The 18,432-nt window shown below is 74.0% G+C and carries 16 protein-coding genes, 1 tRNA gene and 1 other RNA gene; 12 read left to right on the plus strand and 6 right to left on the minus strand.

Going from position 1 to position 18,432, the window contains the following annotated elements; all coding sequences use genetic code 11:
* The first annotated feature begins 116 nt into the window (after positions 1–116).
* A complete protein-coding gene (gene upp, locus GQS52_RS13325; protein ID WP_182313664.1) occupies positions 117–755 on the plus strand; it encodes a uracil phosphoribosyltransferase in 639 nt (212 codons plus the stop codon).
* 81 nt (positions 756–836) lie between these two features.
* Here the strand turns inward: upp and GQS52_RS13330 are convergent, their stop codons facing one another.
* The 4 genes from GQS52_RS13330 to GQS52_RS13345 all read right to left on the minus strand — a co-directional run bounded on the left by GQS52_RS13330 (position 837) and on the right by GQS52_RS13345 (position 5,206).
* Positions 837–1,469: a LytR C-terminal domain-containing protein gene (locus tag GQS52_RS13330; protein WP_182313665.1), complete on the minus strand. Its 633-nt coding sequence runs from the start codon at positions 1,467–1,469 to the stop codon at positions 837–839.
* A 220-nt stretch (positions 1,470–1,689) separates the two neighbouring features.
* Positions 1,690–1,986, minus strand: coding sequence for a type II toxin-antitoxin system VapB family antitoxin (locus tag GQS52_RS13335; protein WP_182313666.1), 297 nt, complete (start codon positions 1,984–1,986; stop codon positions 1,690–1,692).
* Positions 1,987–2,170: 184 nt separating this feature from the next.
* The gene (locus GQS52_RS13340; protein WP_182313667.1) at positions 2,171–3,715 is read right to left on the minus strand and encodes a M28 family metallopeptidase; all 1,545 of its coding nucleotides are present in this window, start codon (positions 3,713–3,715) and stop codon (positions 2,171–2,173) included.
* Positions 3,716–4,060: 345 nt separating this feature from the next.
* Positions 4,061–5,206 (minus strand): MerR family transcriptional regulator, encoded by a 1,146-nt coding sequence (locus GQS52_RS13345; protein ID WP_182313668.1) that lies wholly within the window; start codon positions 5,204–5,206, stop codon positions 4,061–4,063.
* 232 nt (positions 5,207–5,438) lie between these two features.
* On the opposite strand from GQS52_RS13345, the gene GQS52_RS13350 reads away from it, so the two are divergent.
* The gene (locus tag GQS52_RS13350) at positions 5,439–5,831 is read left to right on the plus strand and encodes a hypothetical protein (RefSeq protein WP_182313669.1); all 393 of its coding nucleotides are present in this window, start codon (positions 5,439–5,441) and stop codon (positions 5,829–5,831) included.
* Between the two features lie 124 nt (positions 5,832–5,955).
* Here GQS52_RS13350 and GQS52_RS13355 read toward each other — a convergent pair.
* Positions 5,956–6,043, minus strand: a tRNA-Ser gene (locus tag GQS52_RS13355).
* 72 nt (positions 6,044–6,115) lie between these two features.
* Here GQS52_RS13355 and ffs point away from each other — a divergent pair.
* The 10 genes from ffs to GQS52_RS13405 all read left to right on the plus strand — a co-directional run bounded on the left by ffs (position 6,116) and on the right by GQS52_RS13405 (position 16,593).
* An RNA gene (gene ffs / locus GQS52_RS13360) (signal recognition particle sRNA small type) lies at positions 6,116–6,212 on the plus strand.
* 30 nt (positions 6,213–6,242) lie between these two features.
* Positions 6,243–8,621: a DNA polymerase III subunit gamma and tau gene (locus GQS52_RS13365; RefSeq protein ID WP_182313670.1), complete on the plus strand. Its 2,379-nt coding sequence runs from the start codon at positions 6,243–6,245 to the stop codon at positions 8,619–8,621.
* A 205-nt stretch (positions 8,622–8,826) separates the two neighbouring features.
* Positions 8,827–9,171, plus strand: coding sequence for a YbaB/EbfC family nucleoid-associated protein (locus GQS52_RS13370; protein ID WP_182313671.1), 345 nt, complete (start codon positions 8,827–8,829; stop codon positions 9,169–9,171).
* A 73-nt stretch (positions 9,172–9,244) separates the two neighbouring features.
* Complete coding sequence (gene recR, locus GQS52_RS13375; protein ID WP_182313672.1) at positions 9,245–9,844, plus strand: recombination mediator RecR; 600 nt, start codon at positions 9,245–9,247, stop codon at positions 9,842–9,844.
* Positions 9,837–10,520 (plus strand): DUF5063 domain-containing protein, encoded by a 684-nt coding sequence (locus tag GQS52_RS13380; RefSeq protein ID WP_182313673.1) that lies wholly within the window; start codon positions 9,837–9,839, stop codon positions 10,518–10,520. Before recR ends, GQS52_RS13380 begins: the two co-directional genes overlap by 8 nt.
* Before the next feature lie 373 nt (positions 10,521–10,893).
* Positions 10,894–12,162 (plus strand): aspartate kinase, encoded by a 1,269-nt coding sequence (locus GQS52_RS13385; protein ID WP_182313674.1) that lies wholly within the window; start codon positions 10,894–10,896, stop codon positions 12,160–12,162.
* Positions 12,159–13,226, plus strand: coding sequence for an aspartate-semialdehyde dehydrogenase (locus tag GQS52_RS13390; RefSeq protein ID WP_182313675.1), 1,068 nt, complete (start codon positions 12,159–12,161; stop codon positions 13,224–13,226). Before GQS52_RS13385 ends, GQS52_RS13390 begins: the two co-directional genes overlap by 4 nt.
* A gap of 390 nt (positions 13,227–13,616) precedes the next feature.
* Positions 13,617–14,183 (plus strand): SigE family RNA polymerase sigma factor, encoded by a 567-nt coding sequence (locus tag GQS52_RS13395; protein ID WP_182313676.1) that lies wholly within the window; start codon positions 13,617–13,619, stop codon positions 14,181–14,183.
* Positions 14,180–15,520 carry a hypothetical protein gene (locus GQS52_RS13400; RefSeq protein WP_182313677.1) on the plus strand — a complete coding sequence of 447 codons (1,341 nt, stop codon included), beginning with the start codon at positions 14,180–14,182 and terminating at the stop codon, positions 15,518–15,520. Before GQS52_RS13395 ends, GQS52_RS13400 begins: the two co-directional genes overlap by 4 nt.
* A gap of 125 nt (positions 15,521–15,645) precedes the next feature.
* On the plus strand, positions 15,646–16,593 hold the full coding sequence (locus GQS52_RS13405) for an SURF1 family protein (RefSeq protein WP_182313678.1): 948 nt from the start codon (positions 15,646–15,648) through the stop codon (positions 16,591–16,593).
* On the opposite strand, the gene GQS52_RS13410 is transcribed toward GQS52_RS13405, so the two are convergent.
* Positions 16,569–18,404 carry a prolyl oligopeptidase family serine peptidase gene (locus GQS52_RS13410; protein WP_182313679.1) on the minus strand — a complete coding sequence of 612 codons (1,836 nt, stop codon included), beginning with the start codon at positions 18,402–18,404 and terminating at the stop codon, positions 16,569–16,571. The two genes, GQS52_RS13405 and GQS52_RS13410, sit on opposite strands and share 25 nt — an antisense overlap.
* Positions 18,405–18,432: the final 28 nt, after the last annotated feature.

Raw genomic sequence — 18,432 nt, forward strand, 5'->3', positions numbered from 1 at the left:
CCACCCGGTTCGTCGGCCTGCTCGGCGGTACGGGCACACCTTCCCCCGAAGCGGTGATTTGATGCCACCGGGCTGGTGAGGGCGGCGGTCCCCCGGCTCGGCTAGGGTTTTCCACCATGCGGATCCACGTTGTCGACCACCCCCTGGTCGCGCACAAGCTGACCACCCTGCGCGACCGGCGCACCGACTCCCCGACGTTCCGGCGGCTGGCCGACGAGCTGGTGACCCTGCTCGCCTACGAGGCCACCCGCGACGTGCGCACGACCGTGGTCGGCATCGAGACGCCCGTCGCGCCCACCACGGGCGTGCGGCTCTCCCACCCGCGTCCGCTGGTGGTGCCGATCCTGCGGGCGGGCCTGGGCATGCTCGACGGCATGGTCCGCCTGCTGCCCACCGCCGAGGTCGGCTTCCTGGGCATGGTGCGCAACGAGGAGACGCTGGAGGCGTCCACCTACGCCACCCGGATGCCGGACGACCTGTCCGGGCGCCAGGTGTACGTGCTCGACCCGATGCTGGCCACCGGCGGCACCCTCGTCGCCGCGATCGACCTGCTGATACAGCGCGGCGCGGACGACGTGACGGCGATCTGCCTGCTGGCCGCTCCGGAGGGCGTCGCGCTGATGGAGCGCGAGCTGGCGGGGAAGCCGGTCACCGTGGTGACCGCGTCGGTGGACGAGCGCCTGGACGAGAACGGCTACATCGTGCCCGGTCTCGGCGACGCGGGCGACCGCCTCTACGGCGCGGCCGAGGGCTGACCGGCCCGGTCCGGCCCCTGCCGCACGCATCCCCCGGCCGGGGGTCGCCCCGGGCCCGGGGGATGCGCCTTCCGGCGGGGCTCAGCAGCCCTCGACGGGAGAGGGGGAGGGCGAGACCAGCGCGGCGAGTTCCTTCTCGGCCTCCTTGACGGGGGCGAGTCCGGTGAACGCCTTGCCGATCATGAGGTCCACCGACGGGTCCTCGTGCCTGTCGATGATGTCGGTGCGCGCACCGGCGAGGTGCGTGCCGAGCAGCTTCAGGGCCCGCTCGGCCCCGGGGCCGCCCAGCAGCAGCGCCGACTCCTTGACCTTCTTGTCGTACTTGGCGGGGGCGTTGTCCACCTCGCCGATCGCGAAGCCGCGCTTCTCCAGTGCTTCCGCGGTCTTCTTGGCCAGACCGTCCTTCGTCGTGGCGTTGTAGATGTTGACCTTCACCTTGCCCGGCTTCGGCAGCGCGATCGCCGAGGCCGAGGGGGACGGGGAGGGCGGGGTGACGCACGCGGCGCGCTTGGAGGCGGCGCCCGTGCCGGCTCCGCCGCCGGTGAAGACGTCCAGCAGTTGGACGGTTCCCCAGCCCAGCAGTCCCACCGTGCAGACCGCCGCCGCGGCCAGCACGACGATGCGGCGCCGGTTGCGTGGACGGCGCATGCGCGGGTACTGGTTGCCGGTGATTCTGTACTTCCCGCCCATACCGGGGGGAGTGAGCATGCTCATGGTCGCAGTCGCCCCCTGGGCGGGCAGCAGGGACAGTGGGGCATCAGATTAATCCGATGAAGTGCCGCAACGTAATAAATGATCATTGTGTTGCGTGCTGGCACCCGAAAGGACGCACCGAGGACCCCGCACCGCGCCGGGGCGCGCGGAAGGAGCACGGCGACCCGCGCCCGGCCGCGCCGTGCCCGGCGGCCTCGCCGTCCGGGAGTCCCCGCGGGCCTCAGCCCAGTTCGAGGACGCGCGCGTGCAGCACCTGGCGCTGCTGCAGCGCCGCCCGCACCGCGCGGTGCAGCCCGTCCTCGAGGTACAGGTCGCCCTGCCACTTCACCACGTGCGCGAACAGGTCGCCGTAGAACGTCGAGTCCTCCGCGAGCAGCGTCTCCAGGTCCAGTTGCTGCTTGGTGGTGACCAACTGGTCGAGGCGCACCGGGCGCGGTGCGACATCCGCCCACTCACGGGTGCTGGAGCGGCCGTGGTCGGGATACGGCCGCCCACTTCCGATGCGCTTGAAGATCACACGGAAAGCCTACCGGGCCCGGCCGTCCGGACGCAGCAACGCGGCCCGGATGTACCGGTGGACGCTCCGTGCGGGCCGTGCGGACCCCGCGGGGCGCGCGGATCCCGCCGGAATATCCACAGCCTGTGGACGGTCCGCGCCCTTGCGACAAGGGCGCGGACCGTCCGGGAACCGGCGCCGCCGGTTACTCGGTCACGCGGCCGTGGCCGTCGTGCAGCCCGCCGCCGCTGCCCGCGTCGCCGTCGGTGGGCACCGACTCGACCGGCTCGGAGAGCGTGGAGATGTCGTGGGCGTAGCGGCCCACGGCGTCGGCGATGACGTCGACGTTGACGTCGAACGCCTTCATGTCGACGTTGTCGATGTCGTCGCAGGCCTGGTGGTAGCAGGGGTCGTAGGCGACACCCGCCTCACCGCCGAACTTGGCCGCCTGCTCGGGCGTCTTGATGCCCTCGGCGCCGGTGAAGGTGCCGCCCGAGGGAATGCCGATCTCGATGAACGGGCCGTAGTCGGAGCGGCCGGTGAAGTCGGTGCCCTCGTGCGGGATCGACTTCGAGTCGAGGAAGTCGGTGATGCCCCTCTCCAGTTGGGCGGAGCCCTCGGGGCCCGCGCCCGCCCCGACGCCGTCGGAGTCGTCGCCGTCGTAGACGAAGTAGCCGGCGTTCGGCGAGGCGATCATGTCGAAGTTCAGGTACAGCTTGATCTGCGCGCGCTGCTCCTCGGACAGGCCGGCGACGTACGCCTCCGAGCCGAGCAGGCCGAACTCCTCGGCCGACCACCAGGCGAACCGCACCTTGTTGGCCGGCTTGGCCTTGCTCTTCGCCAGCTCCATGGCCACCTCGACCAGGCCCGCCGAACCGGAGCCGTTGTCGTTGATGCCCGGGCCCTCGGAGACCGAGTCCAGGTGGGCCCCGAGCATCACCGTCCGGTCGGCCGAGCCGCCGCGGGTCTCGGCCGTGAGGTTGTAGGTGGTGCGGTCCTCGCGCAGCTCGCGGATGTCGAGGGTCACCTCGACCCCGCCCTGCGCGGCCTCGGCGGCGAGCGCCTCCCCGTCGGCCATGCTCACCCCGCCGGTCGGGATCCGGCCGGCCCCGGGGTCGCCGATGGTGCCGTTCAGGGCGCCGTCGGTGTTGTTGTAGATCACCGCGCCGACCGCTCCGGCATCGGCGGCCGCGGCCTGCTTCTGGGCGAAGCTGCAGGTGCCGCGCTTGACCAGCGCGATCTTCCCGGTGAACGTGTCGGAGGCGTAGTCGTCGGCCTCGCAGCCGGTGGCGTTCCCGGCCGGCAGCGCGGCCAGCGGGGCGGTGATCCCGCCCTCGGGCCCACTGGCCGTGTAGGTCATCAGCTTGATCGGGACCTCGCGCGGCGAGGGCGAGACCACCTGCAGCTTCTCGGCGATCGTCTCGGTGTAGACGTAGTCGAACGCCTGCCGCTCCACCTTGTACCCGGCGGCCTTCATCAGCGCCTCGATGTACGCCACGGACATGTCGTGGCCGGCGGATCCTGCGACGCGGGTGCCGTCGTTGCGGTCGGCTATCGCCTGGAAGACCTTCAGGTGGCGGAAGGCGTCCTTGGCCGTCGCCCCCTTGACCAGGGTGCGGGAGAGCTTGTTCCCCTGCTGGGCGGGCGAGGGCGCGGCGGTGGCCGGGCCGGCCAGGAGCAGCGGTGCCGCTACGGCGGCCGCCGCCAGGGCGGCCGTGGCCGCGGCGGTGGCGCGGTTGCGCAAGGGCATGGGTGTTCCCTTCACGAGGGTGCAGGGCGCGTGTGGTGAGGGGACGGTAGCCGTGAGGGGTGATCTTTGTGAATAGCGGACCGGGGATCGAGGGTTTACCCCACCCGGCCGAGTGAGCCGCAGGTCGGCCCACCCGCCCGGCGGGTCACACCGGCCCCATCGGCCCCACCGGAACCGCCGCCGCGCCGCCCACGGGCCGCTACCACTACCGGGCCACCGCCGCTCCCGGGCCGTCCCCGGGCCGTCCCCGGGCCGCTACCACTACCGGGCCACCGCCGTCCCCGGGCCGTCCCCGGGCCGTCCCCGGGCCGGGGCGCACCGGGGTGGGCCGGAGGGCGGTGGCGATCAGCGGGCGCAGACCGCGACGAGGGTGTCCAGCGCCTCGCGCAGCCCCCGCGGACGCAGGGTCCCGGCGGGCGGGGTGCCGCCGGCCCACCCCGGCCCCGCCACCGCCACGGCGGGACGGGTACGCGCACCGCGCACCCCCCAGGCGGTCGCCCCCACCCGCACGGCCAGCGCGCGGTCCGCGGTGGGGCGGGACTGCGACCACAGCACGACGGCCGCCGGGCCGGTGCGGCGCACGGCCCGGTCCAGCGCCTCGGCCGGCACCGACGCGCCGAACATCCGCACCGGCAGACCGCGCTCGGCCAGCCCGGCCGCCAGCGCCTCCAACGACAGGGTGTGGGTCTCTCCCGGCGTGCAGGCCAGCAGCACCGGCGCGCCCCGCGGCCGCACCGGCGGATGCGTCACAACCCGGCGCAGCGCGGACGACACGTGCCAGGAGAGCAGGTGCTCTACCTCCACGTACCGCTCCCCGGGGCGCTCCGTGGAAGCCGCCCACTTGCGGCCCACAGCCCGCAGGGCCGGCGTGATCACGTCCTCCCAGGAGGCGACGAGGCCGTGCTCCGCGAGCACCGCCTCCAGCAGGCCGTCCACGGCGGCCGCGTCGAGACGGACCGCGGCGCCGGCCAGCCCCCGGCACTCCTGGCGGACGTTCCCCAGCGGCAGCGCGTTGCTCCCGCCGGGCCGGTGCGCCGGCGACCGGGGGCCGGTGCGCTCCGGACGCTGCGCGGGGGCAGCACCCCCCGGCGGCCGCGTCTCGTTCCCCGGCCGCACGTCGTTCCCCGGCCGCCGTGCGTCGCGGCGGCCGGGCCCGGAGGCCTGCCGGGCGGCGAGGGCCTGCCGGGCGGCCTCGGCCGGAGGGACGCCCGAGCCGGTCAGCCGGCACATCGCCTCCAGGACGGCTACGTCCGCCGGGGACCAGCGCCGGTGCCGGCCGCCCTCGCGGACCGCGGGACCGATCCCGTAGCGGCGGTCCCAGGAACGGAGCGTCGTCGGCGCGACGCCGAGCCGCCGGGCCACCGCGCCCGTGGTCAGACCTGCGGCACCGGCGTCCGGCCCCGCGCCGGCCGCGCCGGCCGCCGGGTCCGTGACCGCGCCGGTGGCCGAGTCCGCGGGGAGCGGGGTCGAGGTGTCCGCCGGACCGCCCATACGGCACAGCGTACGACGCAGGAACGGTGCGAGCCGCCGCACCCGCACGTCCTGCGTCGGTGCCTTCCCGGCCGCGGGGGACACGAGGTTCGGAGCTCCTCCGCCGTGCTGCCGACACGGAATCGGCCCCGGTTACGGGACGTGGACTGCGACCGTTGCCGGCCGAAGTACTCGGAGAGAGCTGAGTACCTGCACTCTGGCCGGCCGTGCGGCGGGCCGAAATGCTCGGGCCATGAGACAACGACCCTCAAGACTCGTCCCCCGGTTGTCGGCGACCCTCGTGCCGGCCGTGGTGGCGTCGGCGGCGTGGGCCGCATGGCTGGGCTGGGACCAGCACCGTGACGTGCAGCCCGACGGTACGACGACCGGCCCGTACGAGGCGTGGCAGGTGATCGGACTGGTGCTGACCCTGCTGGTGCCGGTGTACTGGGCGGCGTCCCGGCACCAGGTCGCAGGCGCCGTGCTCGGCACCACGGTCGGCCTGACCGCTGCCGCCTGGTACGACTGGTCGGACGACTCCAGCGGCCTCTTCGTGGTCGGCGTGGGGATGGTCATGGTGGGGAGCCTCGTCCTGACCGCCGCCGTCTCCGCCGTCATCTCCTCCCTGAAACAGGACGGACGATGACGAGCCGCGGCCGTTCCCGCCCACCGCTCCCGTGAGGCCGACCGGGACGGAAACCGGGGCGGAGAACGCCGAAGGGCCCCACCGCGGACGGTGGGGCCCTTCGACATCGTGCCCGGTGAGGCACTGGCGGAGGATACGAGATTCGAACTCGTGAGGGGTTGCCCCCAACACGCTTTCCAAGCGTGCGCCCTAGGCCTCTAGGCGAATCCTCCGCGGAGAACATTACATGGTCCTGGGGGGTGGTTGCTAACTCGATGCCGCGCGCTCCGATCGGGTAGGGTGGGCGAGGCCCCTCACGCGGCGCCATCTCGCTGAACCCCCCCAGGGCCGGAAGGCAGCAAGGGTAGGTGAGCTCTGACGGGTGCGTGAGGGGTCCTTCGTTTGTCGGTGGGGCCAGCTAACCTCGTGGACGTGTCGCTCGCCCTGTACCGCCGCTACCGTCCCGAGTCCTTCGCCGAGGTCATCGGGCAGGAGCACGTCACCGACCCGTTGCAGCAGGCGCTGCGCAACAACCGGGTCAATCACGCGTACCTGTTCAGCGGGCCGCGCGGCTGCGGCAAGACGACCAGCGCGCGCATCCTCGCCCGCTGCCTGAACTGCGAGCAGGGCCCCACGCCCAATCCCTGCGGCGAGTGCCGGTCCTGCCTCGACCTGGCGCGCAACGGCCCCGGTTCGATCGACGTCATCGAGATCGACGCCGCCTCCCACGGAGGCGTGGACGACGCCCGCGACCTGCGCGAGAAGGCGTTCTTCGGCCCGGCCTCCAGCCGCTACAAGATCTACATCATCGACGAGGCCCACATGGTCACCCCGGCGGGCTTCAACGCCCTGCTGAAGGTGGTCGAGGAGCCCCCGGAGCACCTGAAGTTCATCTTCGCCACGACCGAGCCCGAGAAGGTCATCGGCACGATCCGCTCGCGCACCCACCACTACCCGTTCCGCCTGGTGCCCCCGGGCACCCTGCGCGACTACCTCGCCGAGGTCTGCGGACGCGAGCAGATCAAGGTCGAGGACGGCGTGTACCCGCTGGTGGTGCGGGCCGGGGCCGGCTCGGTGCGCGACTCCATGTCCGTGATGGACCAGCTCCTCGCCGGCGCCGGCGAGGACGGCGTCACCTACACCATGGCCACGGCCCTGCTCGGCTACACCGACAGCGCCCTCCTCGACGACGTCGTGGACGCCTTCGCATCCGGCGACGGGGCCGCGGTCTTCGAGATCGTCGACCGGGTGATCGAGGGCGGGCACGACCCGCGCCGCTTCGTGGCCGACCTGCTGGAGCGGCTGCGCGACCTGGTCGTCCTCGCCGCCGTCCCCGACGCCGGGGAGAAGGGCCTGATCGACGCGCCCGCGGACCGGGTGGAGATCATGCAGGCCCAGGCGTCCGTCTTCGGCGCCGCAGAGCTCAGCCGCGCCGCCGACCTGGTCAGCACCGGACTGACCGAGATGCGCGGGGCCACCTCCCCCCGGCTGCAGCTGGAGCTGATCTGCGCCCGGGTCCTGCTGCCCGGCGCCTACGACGACGAGCGCTCGCTGCAGGCCCGGCTGGACAAGCTGGAGCGGCGTGCCGCACTGGGCGGCGGCCTCGGGGGAGCGGCGGGGGCGCCCGCGGCTCCGGCGGCGTACCCGCAGGCGGCGGCTCCGGCCGCGTACCCGCAGGCGGTGCCGCCCGTTCCGCAGCCGGCGGGCCCGGCCGTCCCGGACGGCGGCCGGCCCGCGGGTCCGCCCGCGCAGGCGGCTCCCGCTCCGGCGGCGGCCCAGGCGGCCGGTGCAGGGCCGGAGGCCGGGCAGGACCGCCGTCCGGGTGCCTGGCCGGGATCCACCGGCGGCGCGGCGGGCACCGCGCCCGCCGCCCGCAGGCCGGGATCCTGGCCCACGGCGGGCGGGCCGGGCCAGGGCGGGCCGGTACAGGCGTCCGACACGCCCGGGCAGACCGCCCCCGTACAGGCCGGCGCCCCCGCACAGGCCGGTGCCTCCGCGCAGGCGGCGGGACGCCCCGGCGCCTGGCCGACGGCCGCCCCGGTGGGCGGCGGGCAGCCCGGCGGCGCGGCCGCGCACACAGTGCCGTCCCCGTCGGCCGGACCGTCGCAGGCCGCCTCTCCCGGGGGCGACGCCGCACCCACGGCCGGGGCCCGCGAGGGCGCGGCCCGGGTGCGCCAGCTGTGGCCGGACCTGCTGCAGAGCGTCGCGGGCATCAAGAGGGTCACCTGGATCCTCCTCCAGCAGACCCAGGTCGTCGGTTTCGACGGCTCCACCCTGCAGGTCGGTTTCGAGCACGCGGGTGCCCGTGACGGTTTCGTCCGCGGGGGCCACGACGAGGTGCTGCGCCAGGCGGTCCGGCAGACGACGGGTGCGGACTGGCGCATCGACTGCATCGTCGACCCCGGCGGGGCTGCGGGCGGTTCCGCCGGTCCTGGCCCGGCGGGTGGCGCCGGCTTCGGCGGGGCGGCGGGCCACGGGGGCCCCGGACCGGGGGCCGGGTCCCCCGGCGGGGGCGGTTTCGGAGGCGGCGGCTTCGGCGGGGGCCGGCCGGCCCCGGCGCAGTCCGCCGACCACCGCCCGGCCGACCGGGCGGCCCCGGACCGTTCCGCGCCGCAGACGTCACCGGCCTCGCCGCCGCAGGGACCGCGTCCGGCCGAGCGGCCCGGTCCGCCCGCACCGGTGCCGGTCTCCCCGGAGGACGACATCCCGGAGGAGGACGACCCGGACCTCGTCGACTCGGCGCTGACCGGCCACGAGCTCATCGTCCGGGAGCTGGGGGCCACGGTGATCGAGGAGATCCCGCACCAGTGATCCCGCACCAGTGATCCCGTGCCGGGGCCGGTGCGGGAGGCGGCGCCGGGGTGGGGACGGGTGCGGGTCGGCCCGGGCCGGCGCGGGCCGGGAGCTGCGGTGCACCGGCCCCGGGGTGAAGCTTCGCACCGGGGCGGTCGCGGGCGCCGGGAGCACGTAGGCTCGCAGTGCGCAGGCAACAGACGACGCAAGGCAGGAGAGTCCCGTGATCCCCGGTGGCCAGCCCAACATGCAGCAGCTCCTCAAGCAGGCCCAGAAGATGCAGGAGGACCTGGCGGCGGCCCAGCAGCAGCTGGCCGAGGCGTCCGTGGAGGGTTCCGCGGGCGGCGGCCTGGTGACGGCCACCGTCAGCGGCGCCGGCGAGCTGCGGGCCCTGAAGATCTCCCCGGAGGCGGTCGACCCCGAGGACACCGAGACCCTGGCCGACCTGGTCCTGGCCGCGGTGCGCGACGCGAACGCCAGTGCCCAGCGCCTCCAGCAGGAGAAGCTCGGCCCGCTGGCCCAGGGCCTGGGCGGTGCCGGCGGCGGCATCCCCGGCCTGCCGTTCTGACCGGACGGCCCCGGAACGCAGGCAGACCCGGCGGACAGCGGCACGGCGGGCGGAGAGAGACGGAAGGCACGACGTGTACGAAGGCGTGGTCCAGGACCTGATCGACGAGCTGGGCAGGCTGCCCGGTGTGGGTCCCAAGAGTGCGCAGCGGATCGCCTTCCACGTGCTCCAGGCGGACCCCGCCGACGTGCGCAGGCTCGCCCGCGCGCTCACCGAGGTCAAGGAGCGGGTGCGCTTCTGCGCGGTCTGCGGCAACGTGGCGCAGGACGAGCGGTGCCGGGTGTGCCTGGACCCGCGGCGCGACCGGGCGGTGATCTGCGTGGTCGAGGAGCCCAAGGACGTGGTCGCGATCGAGCGCACCCGGGAGTTCCGGGGCCGCTACCACGTCCTCGGCGGGGCGATCAGCCCGATCGAGGGCGTGGGCCCGGACGACCTGAGGATCCGGGAGCTGCTGGCCCGGCTCGCCGACGGCACCGTCACCGAGCTGATCCTCGCCACGGACCCGAATCTGGAAGGGGAGGCGACAGCCACCTATCTCGCCCGTATGGTCAAACCCATGGGTTTGACAGTGACCCGGCTGGCCAGTGGTCTCCCTGTCGGGGGAGATCTTGAATATGCCGATGAGGTCACGCTCGGGCGGGCCTTCGAGGGGAGACGATTGCTCGATGTCTGACACCGTGACTGCGGAGCGGGACACGAGCGGCGGGCAGCGCCTGCCGTCGAACGATCCGGGCGAGTTCGCCGTGCAGATCGCCGACCAGGTGGAGAGTTTCGTCCTGGCGGTCGACGAGGTGGCCAAGGGCGACGAGCCGGGCAGTGCGATCTCGCTGCTGCTCCTGGAGGTCTCCCAGCTGCTGCTGGCCGGCGGCCGCCTCGGCGCGATCGAGGACGTGCTCCCCGAGGACCGCTACGAGCCGGACACCGGGCCGGAGCCGGACGGCGACGAGCTGCGCGAGCAGCTGGCCGCCCTGCTGGAGCCGATCGACGTCTACCACGAGGTCTTCGACCCCTACGCCCCCGACGAGCATCCGCAGGCGTTCCGGATCTCGGACGACCTGGCCGGGGTGGTCACCGACCTGCGGCACGGGCTGGTCCACTACCGGGCCGGACGTGTCGCCGAGGCGCTGTGGTGGTGGCAGTTCTCGTACCTGTCCAACTGGGGCGCGACGACCACGGCTGTCCTGCGCGCCCTCCAGTCGCTCGTGGCCCACGTGCGGATGAACAGTCCGCTGGGCGACCCGCCGGCCATCGCCGACACCGACGACGACGGCCTCACCGACGAGCAGCTCGGGGCCGCGGCCGGTGCCGTGATGGCGGCCGAGCTGGGCGTGCACGCGGACGGCCGCTGAGACGGTGCCCGGGGCGCCGGGAGGCCGCGGTTCCAGCCGCGGCCTCCCGGCGCCCCGGCGTTTCCGCCTGCTTCCGGCGGGTCCGTGAGCGGGTGCGCGAGCGGGTCCGTGATCTCCCGGTTCGCGCCCTGTTAGGGACTGCCGGTACCGGGTAGGCGACGAACGGGCTGCGTGTGGCGCCGTTCACATTCGGGATTGGCCGGGCCCGGCCGGGGCAGGAGGGCCCCTCGAGCGGGCGTCGCGACGGGGCGGCGCGTGACCGTCCTGTTCCGCCGGGTGGGCCGTGTGTCCACCATGCGACATGTCCGGGGCGTTTTACGTCCGCTCGGTAAAATGAGCCGATTGCCACACACAACAGTTGCGAGGAGCGCACGTGGGCCTTGTCGTGCAGAAGTACGGAGGCTCCTCCGTTGCGGATGCCGAGGGCATCAAGCGGGTTGCCAAGCGGATCGTCGACGCCAAGAAGAGCGGCCACCAGGTCGTCGTCGTGGTGTCCGCGATGGGCGACACGACGGACGAGCTGATCGACCTGGCGCAGCAGGTGTCGCCGATTCCCGCGGGCCGGGAGTTCGACATGCTGCTGACGGCGGGTGAGCGGATCTCGATGGCGCTGCTGGCGATGGCGATCAGGAACCTCGGTCACGAGGCCCTGTCGTTCACCGGCAGCCAGGCCGGAGTCATCACCGACTCGGTCCACAACAAGGCGAGGATCATCGACGTCACGCCCGGCCGCATCAAGGACGCGGTCGACAAGGGCGCGATCGCGATCGTCGCCGGCTTCCAGGGTGTGTCCCAGGACAGCAAGGACATCACCACCCTGGGCCGCGGCGGCTCCGACACCACCGCGGTGGCGCTGGCGGCCGCGCTGGACGCCGAGGTGTGCGAGATCTACACCGACGTCGACGGCGTGTTCACTGCCGACCCGCGGGTGGTGAAGAAGGCCCGCAAGATCAACGAGATCCCCTACGAGGACATGCTCGAGCTCGCGGCCAGCGGCTCCAAGGTGCTGCACCTGCGCTGCGTCGAGTACGCCCGCCGTTACGACATCCCGATCCACGTGCGGTCCTCGTTCTCGGGGCACACCGGCACCTGGGTCCGCAACCAGCCCGAAGGAGCAGGCATGGAGCAGGCGATCATCTCCGGGGTCGCCCACGACACGTCCGAGGCCAAGATCACGGTCGTCGGAGTGCCGGACAAGCCCGGTGAGGCCGCGGCCATCTTCCGTGCCGTGGCGGACGCCGAGCTCAACATCGACATGGTGGTGCAGAACGTCTCCGCCGCCTCCACCGGGCTCACCGACATCTCCTTCACCCTGCCGAAGACCGACGGGCACCGGGCCATGGAGGCCCTCACCAAGGCGCAGGCCACGATCGGCTTCGACTCGCTGCGCTACGACGACCAGATCGCCAAGATCTCCCTGGTCGGCGCCGGCATGCGCTCCCACCCGGGCGTGACCGCCGCGTTCTTCGAGGCGCTGTCCAACGCGGGCGTGAACGTGGAGCTGATCTCCACCTCGGAGATCCGCATCTCGGTCGTCACCCGCGCCGACGACATGAAGGACGCGGTCACCGCACTGCACACCGCGTTCGGCCTCGACAGCGACAGCGACGAGGCGGTCGTCTACGGCGGCACCGGACGATGAGGCCGGACGGCCGAAAACCCACCCTCGCCGTCGTCGGTGCCACCGGTGCCGTCGGCGGCGTGGTGCTGGAACTGCTCTCCACCCGCCACGACGTGTGGGGGCGGATCCGGCTGGTGGCCTCCGAGCGCTCCGCGGGCCGCAGGCTCGTGGTGCGGGGGGAGGAGACCGAGGTCGAGGCCCTCTCCGAGGAGGCGTTCCGCGGAGTGGACGTCGCGGTCTTCGACGTCCCCGACGAGGTCTCGGCCCGGTGGGTGCCGGTCGCGGCCGCCGCGGGCGCGGTGGTGGTCGACAACTCGGCGGCCTTCCGTCGGGACGGGGACGTGCCGCTGGTCGTCCCCGAGGTGAACGCGGCGGCCGCCCGCAGCCGCCCCCGCGGGATCGTCGCCGGCCCCGGCTGCACGACCCTGGCGATGATCGTCGCGCTGGGCGCGCTCCACCAGGAGTTCGGCCTCACCGAACTGGTCGTCTCCTCCTACCAGGCGGCCTCCGAGGCCGGCCGGGCCGGCGCGGAGACCCTGCGGTACCAGCTGGTCAAGGTCGGCGGCACAGACCTGGGCAGCCTTCCCGGCGACGTGCGGCGCACGGTCGGCGACTACGGCCCCTTCCCGGCGCCGCTGGCCCTCAACGTGGTGCCGTGGGCCGGCGCCTGGGAGGAGGGCGGCTGGTCCTCGGAGGAGACGGGGATCCGCGAGGAGTCCCGGAGGATCCTGGGGCTGCCCGGCCTGCGGGTGACCGCGACCTGCGTGCGCGTGCCCGTCGTCACCGCGCACTCGGTCAGCGTGCACGCGCGGTTCGAGAACGAGGTCACCGTGGAGCGTGCGCACGAGATCCTCAGCAGCGCCCCCGGAGTGGTGCTGTACGACGACCCGGCCCGGGGCGAGTTCCCGACCCCGGCGGACGTGGTGGGCACCGACCCGGCCTGGGTCGGCCGGGTGCGCCGCTGCCCGGACGACCCGAACGCCCTGGGGCTGTTCGCCTGCTGCGACAACCTGCGCAAGGGCGCCGCGCTGAACGCCGTCCAGATCGCCGAGACCGTCGCGGCGGAACTCGCCGCGGAGGCCTGAACCCGCGGAGGTCTGAACCCGCGAACGCCTGAACCCGCGGGGGCCCGGGCCCCCGCGGTCAAGATCATCCGGCTGACTTCCCGGGCTGCTTGAAATACAGTCGGACCCCGGTCGAGAATTTCGTCTCCCGCGCTCTGCAACCGACAGGGGGTGGGGGGCGTCCGTGTCTGTGCCTGCGCATAACCTGCGTGTGAGCCCTGGACGGGTGGCGACATGGGGAGAGTTGTTACGCATGGGGACGTTTCACGGCCAACCGAAAATCGCGCCCGGGGCGTACAACCCTGAGGGGGTAACGGTTGTCCAACATGCGTGGCAGAGGTACTCGGGATCGAAACAGCTCTGGGCGGCGGTTTGGCAGCGCCCCCGCGCAGCCGGCGCGCAAACAGCGGGATGCCCGTGATAGCGCCGTGGCCCGCCGTGCGCGTCACTGCTGAGCGGGAGGGCACCGAGGGCGCCGCAGCTGCGGGCACCACGGTGGACCACCTCACCGAGACCTACCGCGCCCACTACCGGTCCCTCCTCGGACTGGCCGCCCTGCTGCTGGACGACACCGCGTCCTGCGAGGACGTCGTCCAAGAGGCGTTCATCCGCGTCCACTCCGCACGCAAGCGGGTGCGCGACCCCGAGAAGACCCTGGCCTACCTGCGCCAGACGGTCGTCAACCTCTCCCGCTCCGCGCTGCGCCGCCGCATCCTCGGCCTGAAGCTGCTCTCCAAACCGATGCCGAACATGGCCAGCGCCGAGGAGGGGGCCTACGACCAGCTCGAGCGCGACCAGCTGATCCAGGCGATGAAGGGGCTCCAGCGCCGCCAGCGCGAGGTCCTCGTCCTGCGGTACTTCTCCGACATGACCGAGGCCCAGGTGGCCGAGACCCTGGGCATATCGGTCGGTTCCGTCAAGGCGTACGGCTCCCGGGGGCTGGCGGCCCTGCGCATAGCCATGGGAGCCACGGCATGACCGACGACCGAAATCCCGACGGCGAGCAGCAACCCATGCACTCCGACCACGACGACAAGCCCCTCGACGACGAGCCGCGCGACGACGAGCCGCGCGACGACGAGCCGCGCGACGACGAGCCGCGCGACGACGAGCCGCGCGACGACGAGCCCCGCGACGACGAGCCCCGCGACGACGAGCCCCGCGACGACAAGTCCCGCGGCGACGAGACCCCCGAGGGGACGGACGGGACGACGCGGCTCCTCGGCCTGCCCGGACTCCTCGGCTCCGGCCCGGACGGCTCCGGCCCGGGCGCCCCGGGACCGGGTGACCTCGGCCCGCTCGACCCCGAGACGGAACTGAGCCCGGAGGAGGAGGCGCTGCGGCGCCTCCTGAAGGGCGTCACCCAGGACATCGCGCCTGCTCCGGAGGCGCTGGCGCACCTGCGCCGTGCGGTCCCGGCCCGGCGGGCCCGCCGGCGCCAGGCGCTCGTCGGCGTGGCCGCGGCCTGCCTGCTGCTCGGTACCGCGGCGCCCTCCGTGTTCCGGGCGGCGACCACCACCACGGCTGCCGACGCCGGCCCCAGCCACTCCGCGAGCCGGCACGAGGCCGCCGGAGGGCCGACCGGGGCGCAGGACGGCGGCGACCCGGACAAGGGCGGGAAGGTCGAGGAGAAGAAGCCCGACGCCTCCCGGTCGCACAAGGCGGACGAGAAGAAGGACAAGGGTTCCGGATCCCCGAAGGGCACCGGGGGCTCGGCCCCCGACAGCACCGGCCCGGACCCCTCGGACACGATGGCGGCCACCGCCCCCTCCTGCGGCCGCGACCAGTTGGACCAGGCCTCCGCCTCCACGGACGGGGGCGACGGCACCGGCACCGTCTACGGATGGTTCCGAGTGGTCAACGTCTCCGGTCAGACCTGCGCGGTGGACGGCGGCGGACGCGTCGACGCCTCGCCCCAGGGCGGCGCCGACGGCACGCGCATCCAGGTCGTCGACCACACCAGCGGCGATCCCGCCGTCAACCTGCCCGACCCCGGCCTGGCCCCCGGCCGGGTCATCCTGACCCCCGGCAGCGCCTATCAGGTGAAGTTCGCCTGGATTCCGGCCTCGGGGGGCGGCGCCACCGGCTGCCAGACCACCGTAGAGCCGCCGCCCTCGGAGACCGGCGGCACCGAGGGCGGGGACGCCGGACAGGAGGGCCAGACCGCCGCGGCGGTGGAGGAGCCGGCCACCACGACCCCGGCGAGCGTCCTGCTCAGCCACACTCCGGAGGCCGGTGCGCCGGTCGCCGCCTCCGTCACGATCGACGGCGCCTGCGCAGGCACGGTCTACCGCACCTCGGTGCTGGCCGGCTGACCGGGAGGGCCGGGCAGAACGGCTGACCGGGCGGCCGGGCGGCCGGGCCGCCCGGCGCAGCCCGCGGAGCCGTCCGGCGCAACCCCGCCACCGGCGGTCGGCCGCCGCCCGGTTACCTTTGAGGGGTGTACCGGTTCCTCCTGACCCCGCGATGGCTGGGCATCAACCTGTTCACCGTGCTGGCCATCCCGTTCTGCGTGTTCATGGGCATGTGGCAGCTCGGCCGCTTCGAGGACCGGGTCGACACGCACCGCGAGGCCGAGTCGCGCCCGGCCGTGAGCAGCGCCCCCGCCGTCCCCCTGGACGACGTCCTCCGGCAGGCCCCCTCCGGCCAGTACGTGGAGGCGGAGGACTCCGGCCGCCCCGTCACCGCCTCCGGCCGCTACGACACCGAGAACCAGTTCACCGTCCCCGGGCGGACCCTGCACGACGAGCAGGGCCACTACGTGCTCACCCTGCTGCGCACCGAGGGCGGCGACGGCCCGGCGCTGCCGGTCGTGCGCGGCTGGCTCCCCGGCGAACCGGGGGACCCCGCCGACGTCCCGGCGCCCCCGTCCGGCGAGGTGACCGTCGAGGGGTACGTCCAGGCCGCTGAGACCGTCGACACCCAGGAGGCGCACACCACCGGGGGCCTGCCCGAGGGGCAGGTCGGCATGGTCTCGGCCGCGTCCCTGGTCAACATCGTGCCGTACCCGGTGCACAACGTCTGGATCACCCTGCCGGAGGCGGAGGGGGCCATGGAGCCGGTGCCGCCCGTCGCCCCGAAGGGCGGCGGGCTGGACGTCAAGGCGTTCCAGAACCTCGGCTACACCGGCGAGTGGTTCGTCTTCGGCGGCTTCGTCGTCTTCATGTGGTTCCGGTTCTTCCGCCGCGAGGTCGAGGTGCAGCGCGACATCGCGCTGGGACTCACCGAGGACCCCGCGGCGGAGGGCCCGCCGCCCGGCGGGACCGGCGACGGCCCCGGACCCGACTCCGACTCCGGCCCGGACGGGCCCGCCGGGTCCGAGGGTCCCGACGGGCCCGCCGCCTCCGGCGCGCCCGCGGGGGCTCAGCCCGAGGCCGCCGGCAGGTAGCGCTCGGCGAAGCCGATCTCCAGCCGGACCTGCTTGATCCGCTCCTCGACCACCAGCGAGCCGTGCCCGGCGTCGTACCGGTACACCTCGTGCGTCTTCCCCAGGCGCTCCAGCGCGTCGACGTAGTTGTCGATCTGGCGTATCGGGCAGCGCGGGTCGTTGACCCCGGCCGAGACGTACACCGGCGCGGTCACCCGCTCGACGTACGTCAGCGGCGACGACGCCCGGAAGCGCTCCGGGACCTCCTCCGGGGTGCCCCCGAACAGGGTGCGGTCCAGCGCCTTCAGCGCCTCCATCTCGTCCTGGTAGGCGGTCACGTAGTCCGCCACCGGCACGGCCGCCACGCCCACCGCCCACACGTCCGGCTGGGTTCCCAGCCCCAGCAGCGTCAGGTAGCCGCCCCAGGAGCCGCCGGCCAGCACCAGGCGCGCGGGGTCGGCCAGCCCGGACCCCACCGCCCAGCGGCGCACGGCGTCGATGTCCTCCAGCTCGATCAGGCCCACCCGGTGCCGCAGGGCGTCCGTCCACTCGCGCCCGTAGCCGGTGGAGCCCCGGTAGTTCACCCGCACCACGGCGTACCCGTGGTCGACCCAGGCGGCCGGCCCGGCCGCGAAGGCGTCGCTGTCGTGCCAGGTCGGCCCGCCGTGCACCTCGAAGACCGTGGGGAAGGGACCGGTTCCCTCCGGCTTCTGCACCAGCGCGTGGACGGTCCCGCCGGGCCCCTCCACCCAGACGTCCTCCACCGGGACCGACTCCGGCGCGCGCATCCCCGGCGGCTCCAGCACCACCGCGCCCGAGGTGGAACGCACCTGCGGCGGCCGGGCGGCCGAGGACCACAGGTACTCCACGGAGCCGTCCGGCCGCGCCGTCGCCGACGACACCGACCCGGCCGGCGTCTCCAGACGCTCCAGCACCTGCCGGGCCAGGTCGTAGCGGTACATCTCCGCCCGTGCCCGGTAGGAGTGCACCACCAGCAGCGCGTCCCCCGACGGGGTCCACTCCGCCGACACGTCGCCGGGCAGGTCGAAGTCCAGCTCGGTCGTCCCGCCGCCCAGCGGGTCCCAGAGCATCGGCTCCCACCGGCCGCGCCGCTGGTGCGCCACCAGCAGCCGGGAGTCGCCGACCGCGGGGGAGAAGCCGAGGCACTCCAGGCCCAGCTCCTTCGTGCCGCCGGCGGAGTCGTCCAGCTCGGCCACCGGCGTCCCGTCCAGGCGCACCACCCGCAGTGCCGAGTGCATCGCGTCACCGTGCTCGGTGTGCTCGATCACCAGCAGCGAGCCGTCCCTGGACAGGCCCCCCACCCCGGCCGACTCGCGGTGCCGGTAGATCTCCACCGGCTCACCGGGCTCACCGGGCCCGTCGGCCCCACCGGGCCCGTCGGCCGGCCGCGGCCGCAGTACGTGCACCGAGGTGCCGTGCTCGTCGGTGCTGCGCCCGACCACCACCGTCCCGTCCCGGCCCAGCGCCAGGCCGGCCGGGTACGACGGCTCCAGCCCCGGAGCGCCGGGGACGTCCTCGCCTCCGGCGAACGGCTGCCGCATCCACACGCCGAACTCGTCGCCGTCGGTGTCGGAGAACCACCAGACCCACTCGCCGTCCGGGCTGAGCGTGCCCTCGGTGGTGCCGTTCGGGCGGTCGGTCACCTGGCGCTGCGTCCCCGTGGCGCGGTCCCAGGCGTACAGCTCGAAGGTTCCCGTGGCGTTGGAGACGAACAGCGACCTGTCGGGCGCGTCCTCGGCCCATTCGGGCAGCGAGACGCGCGGCGCCCGGAACCGCTTCTCCCAGTCCGGCACACAGCTCTCATCAGTCATGGGCCCATTCTGTCCCGCCCCTCCGACG

Origin of the sequence: Streptomyces sp. SCUT-3, from assembly GCF_014083985.1 — a bacterium.
Classification (GTDB): Bacteria; Actinomycetota; Actinomycetes; order Streptomycetales; family Streptomycetaceae; genus Streptomyces_H; species Streptomyces_H thermolineatus.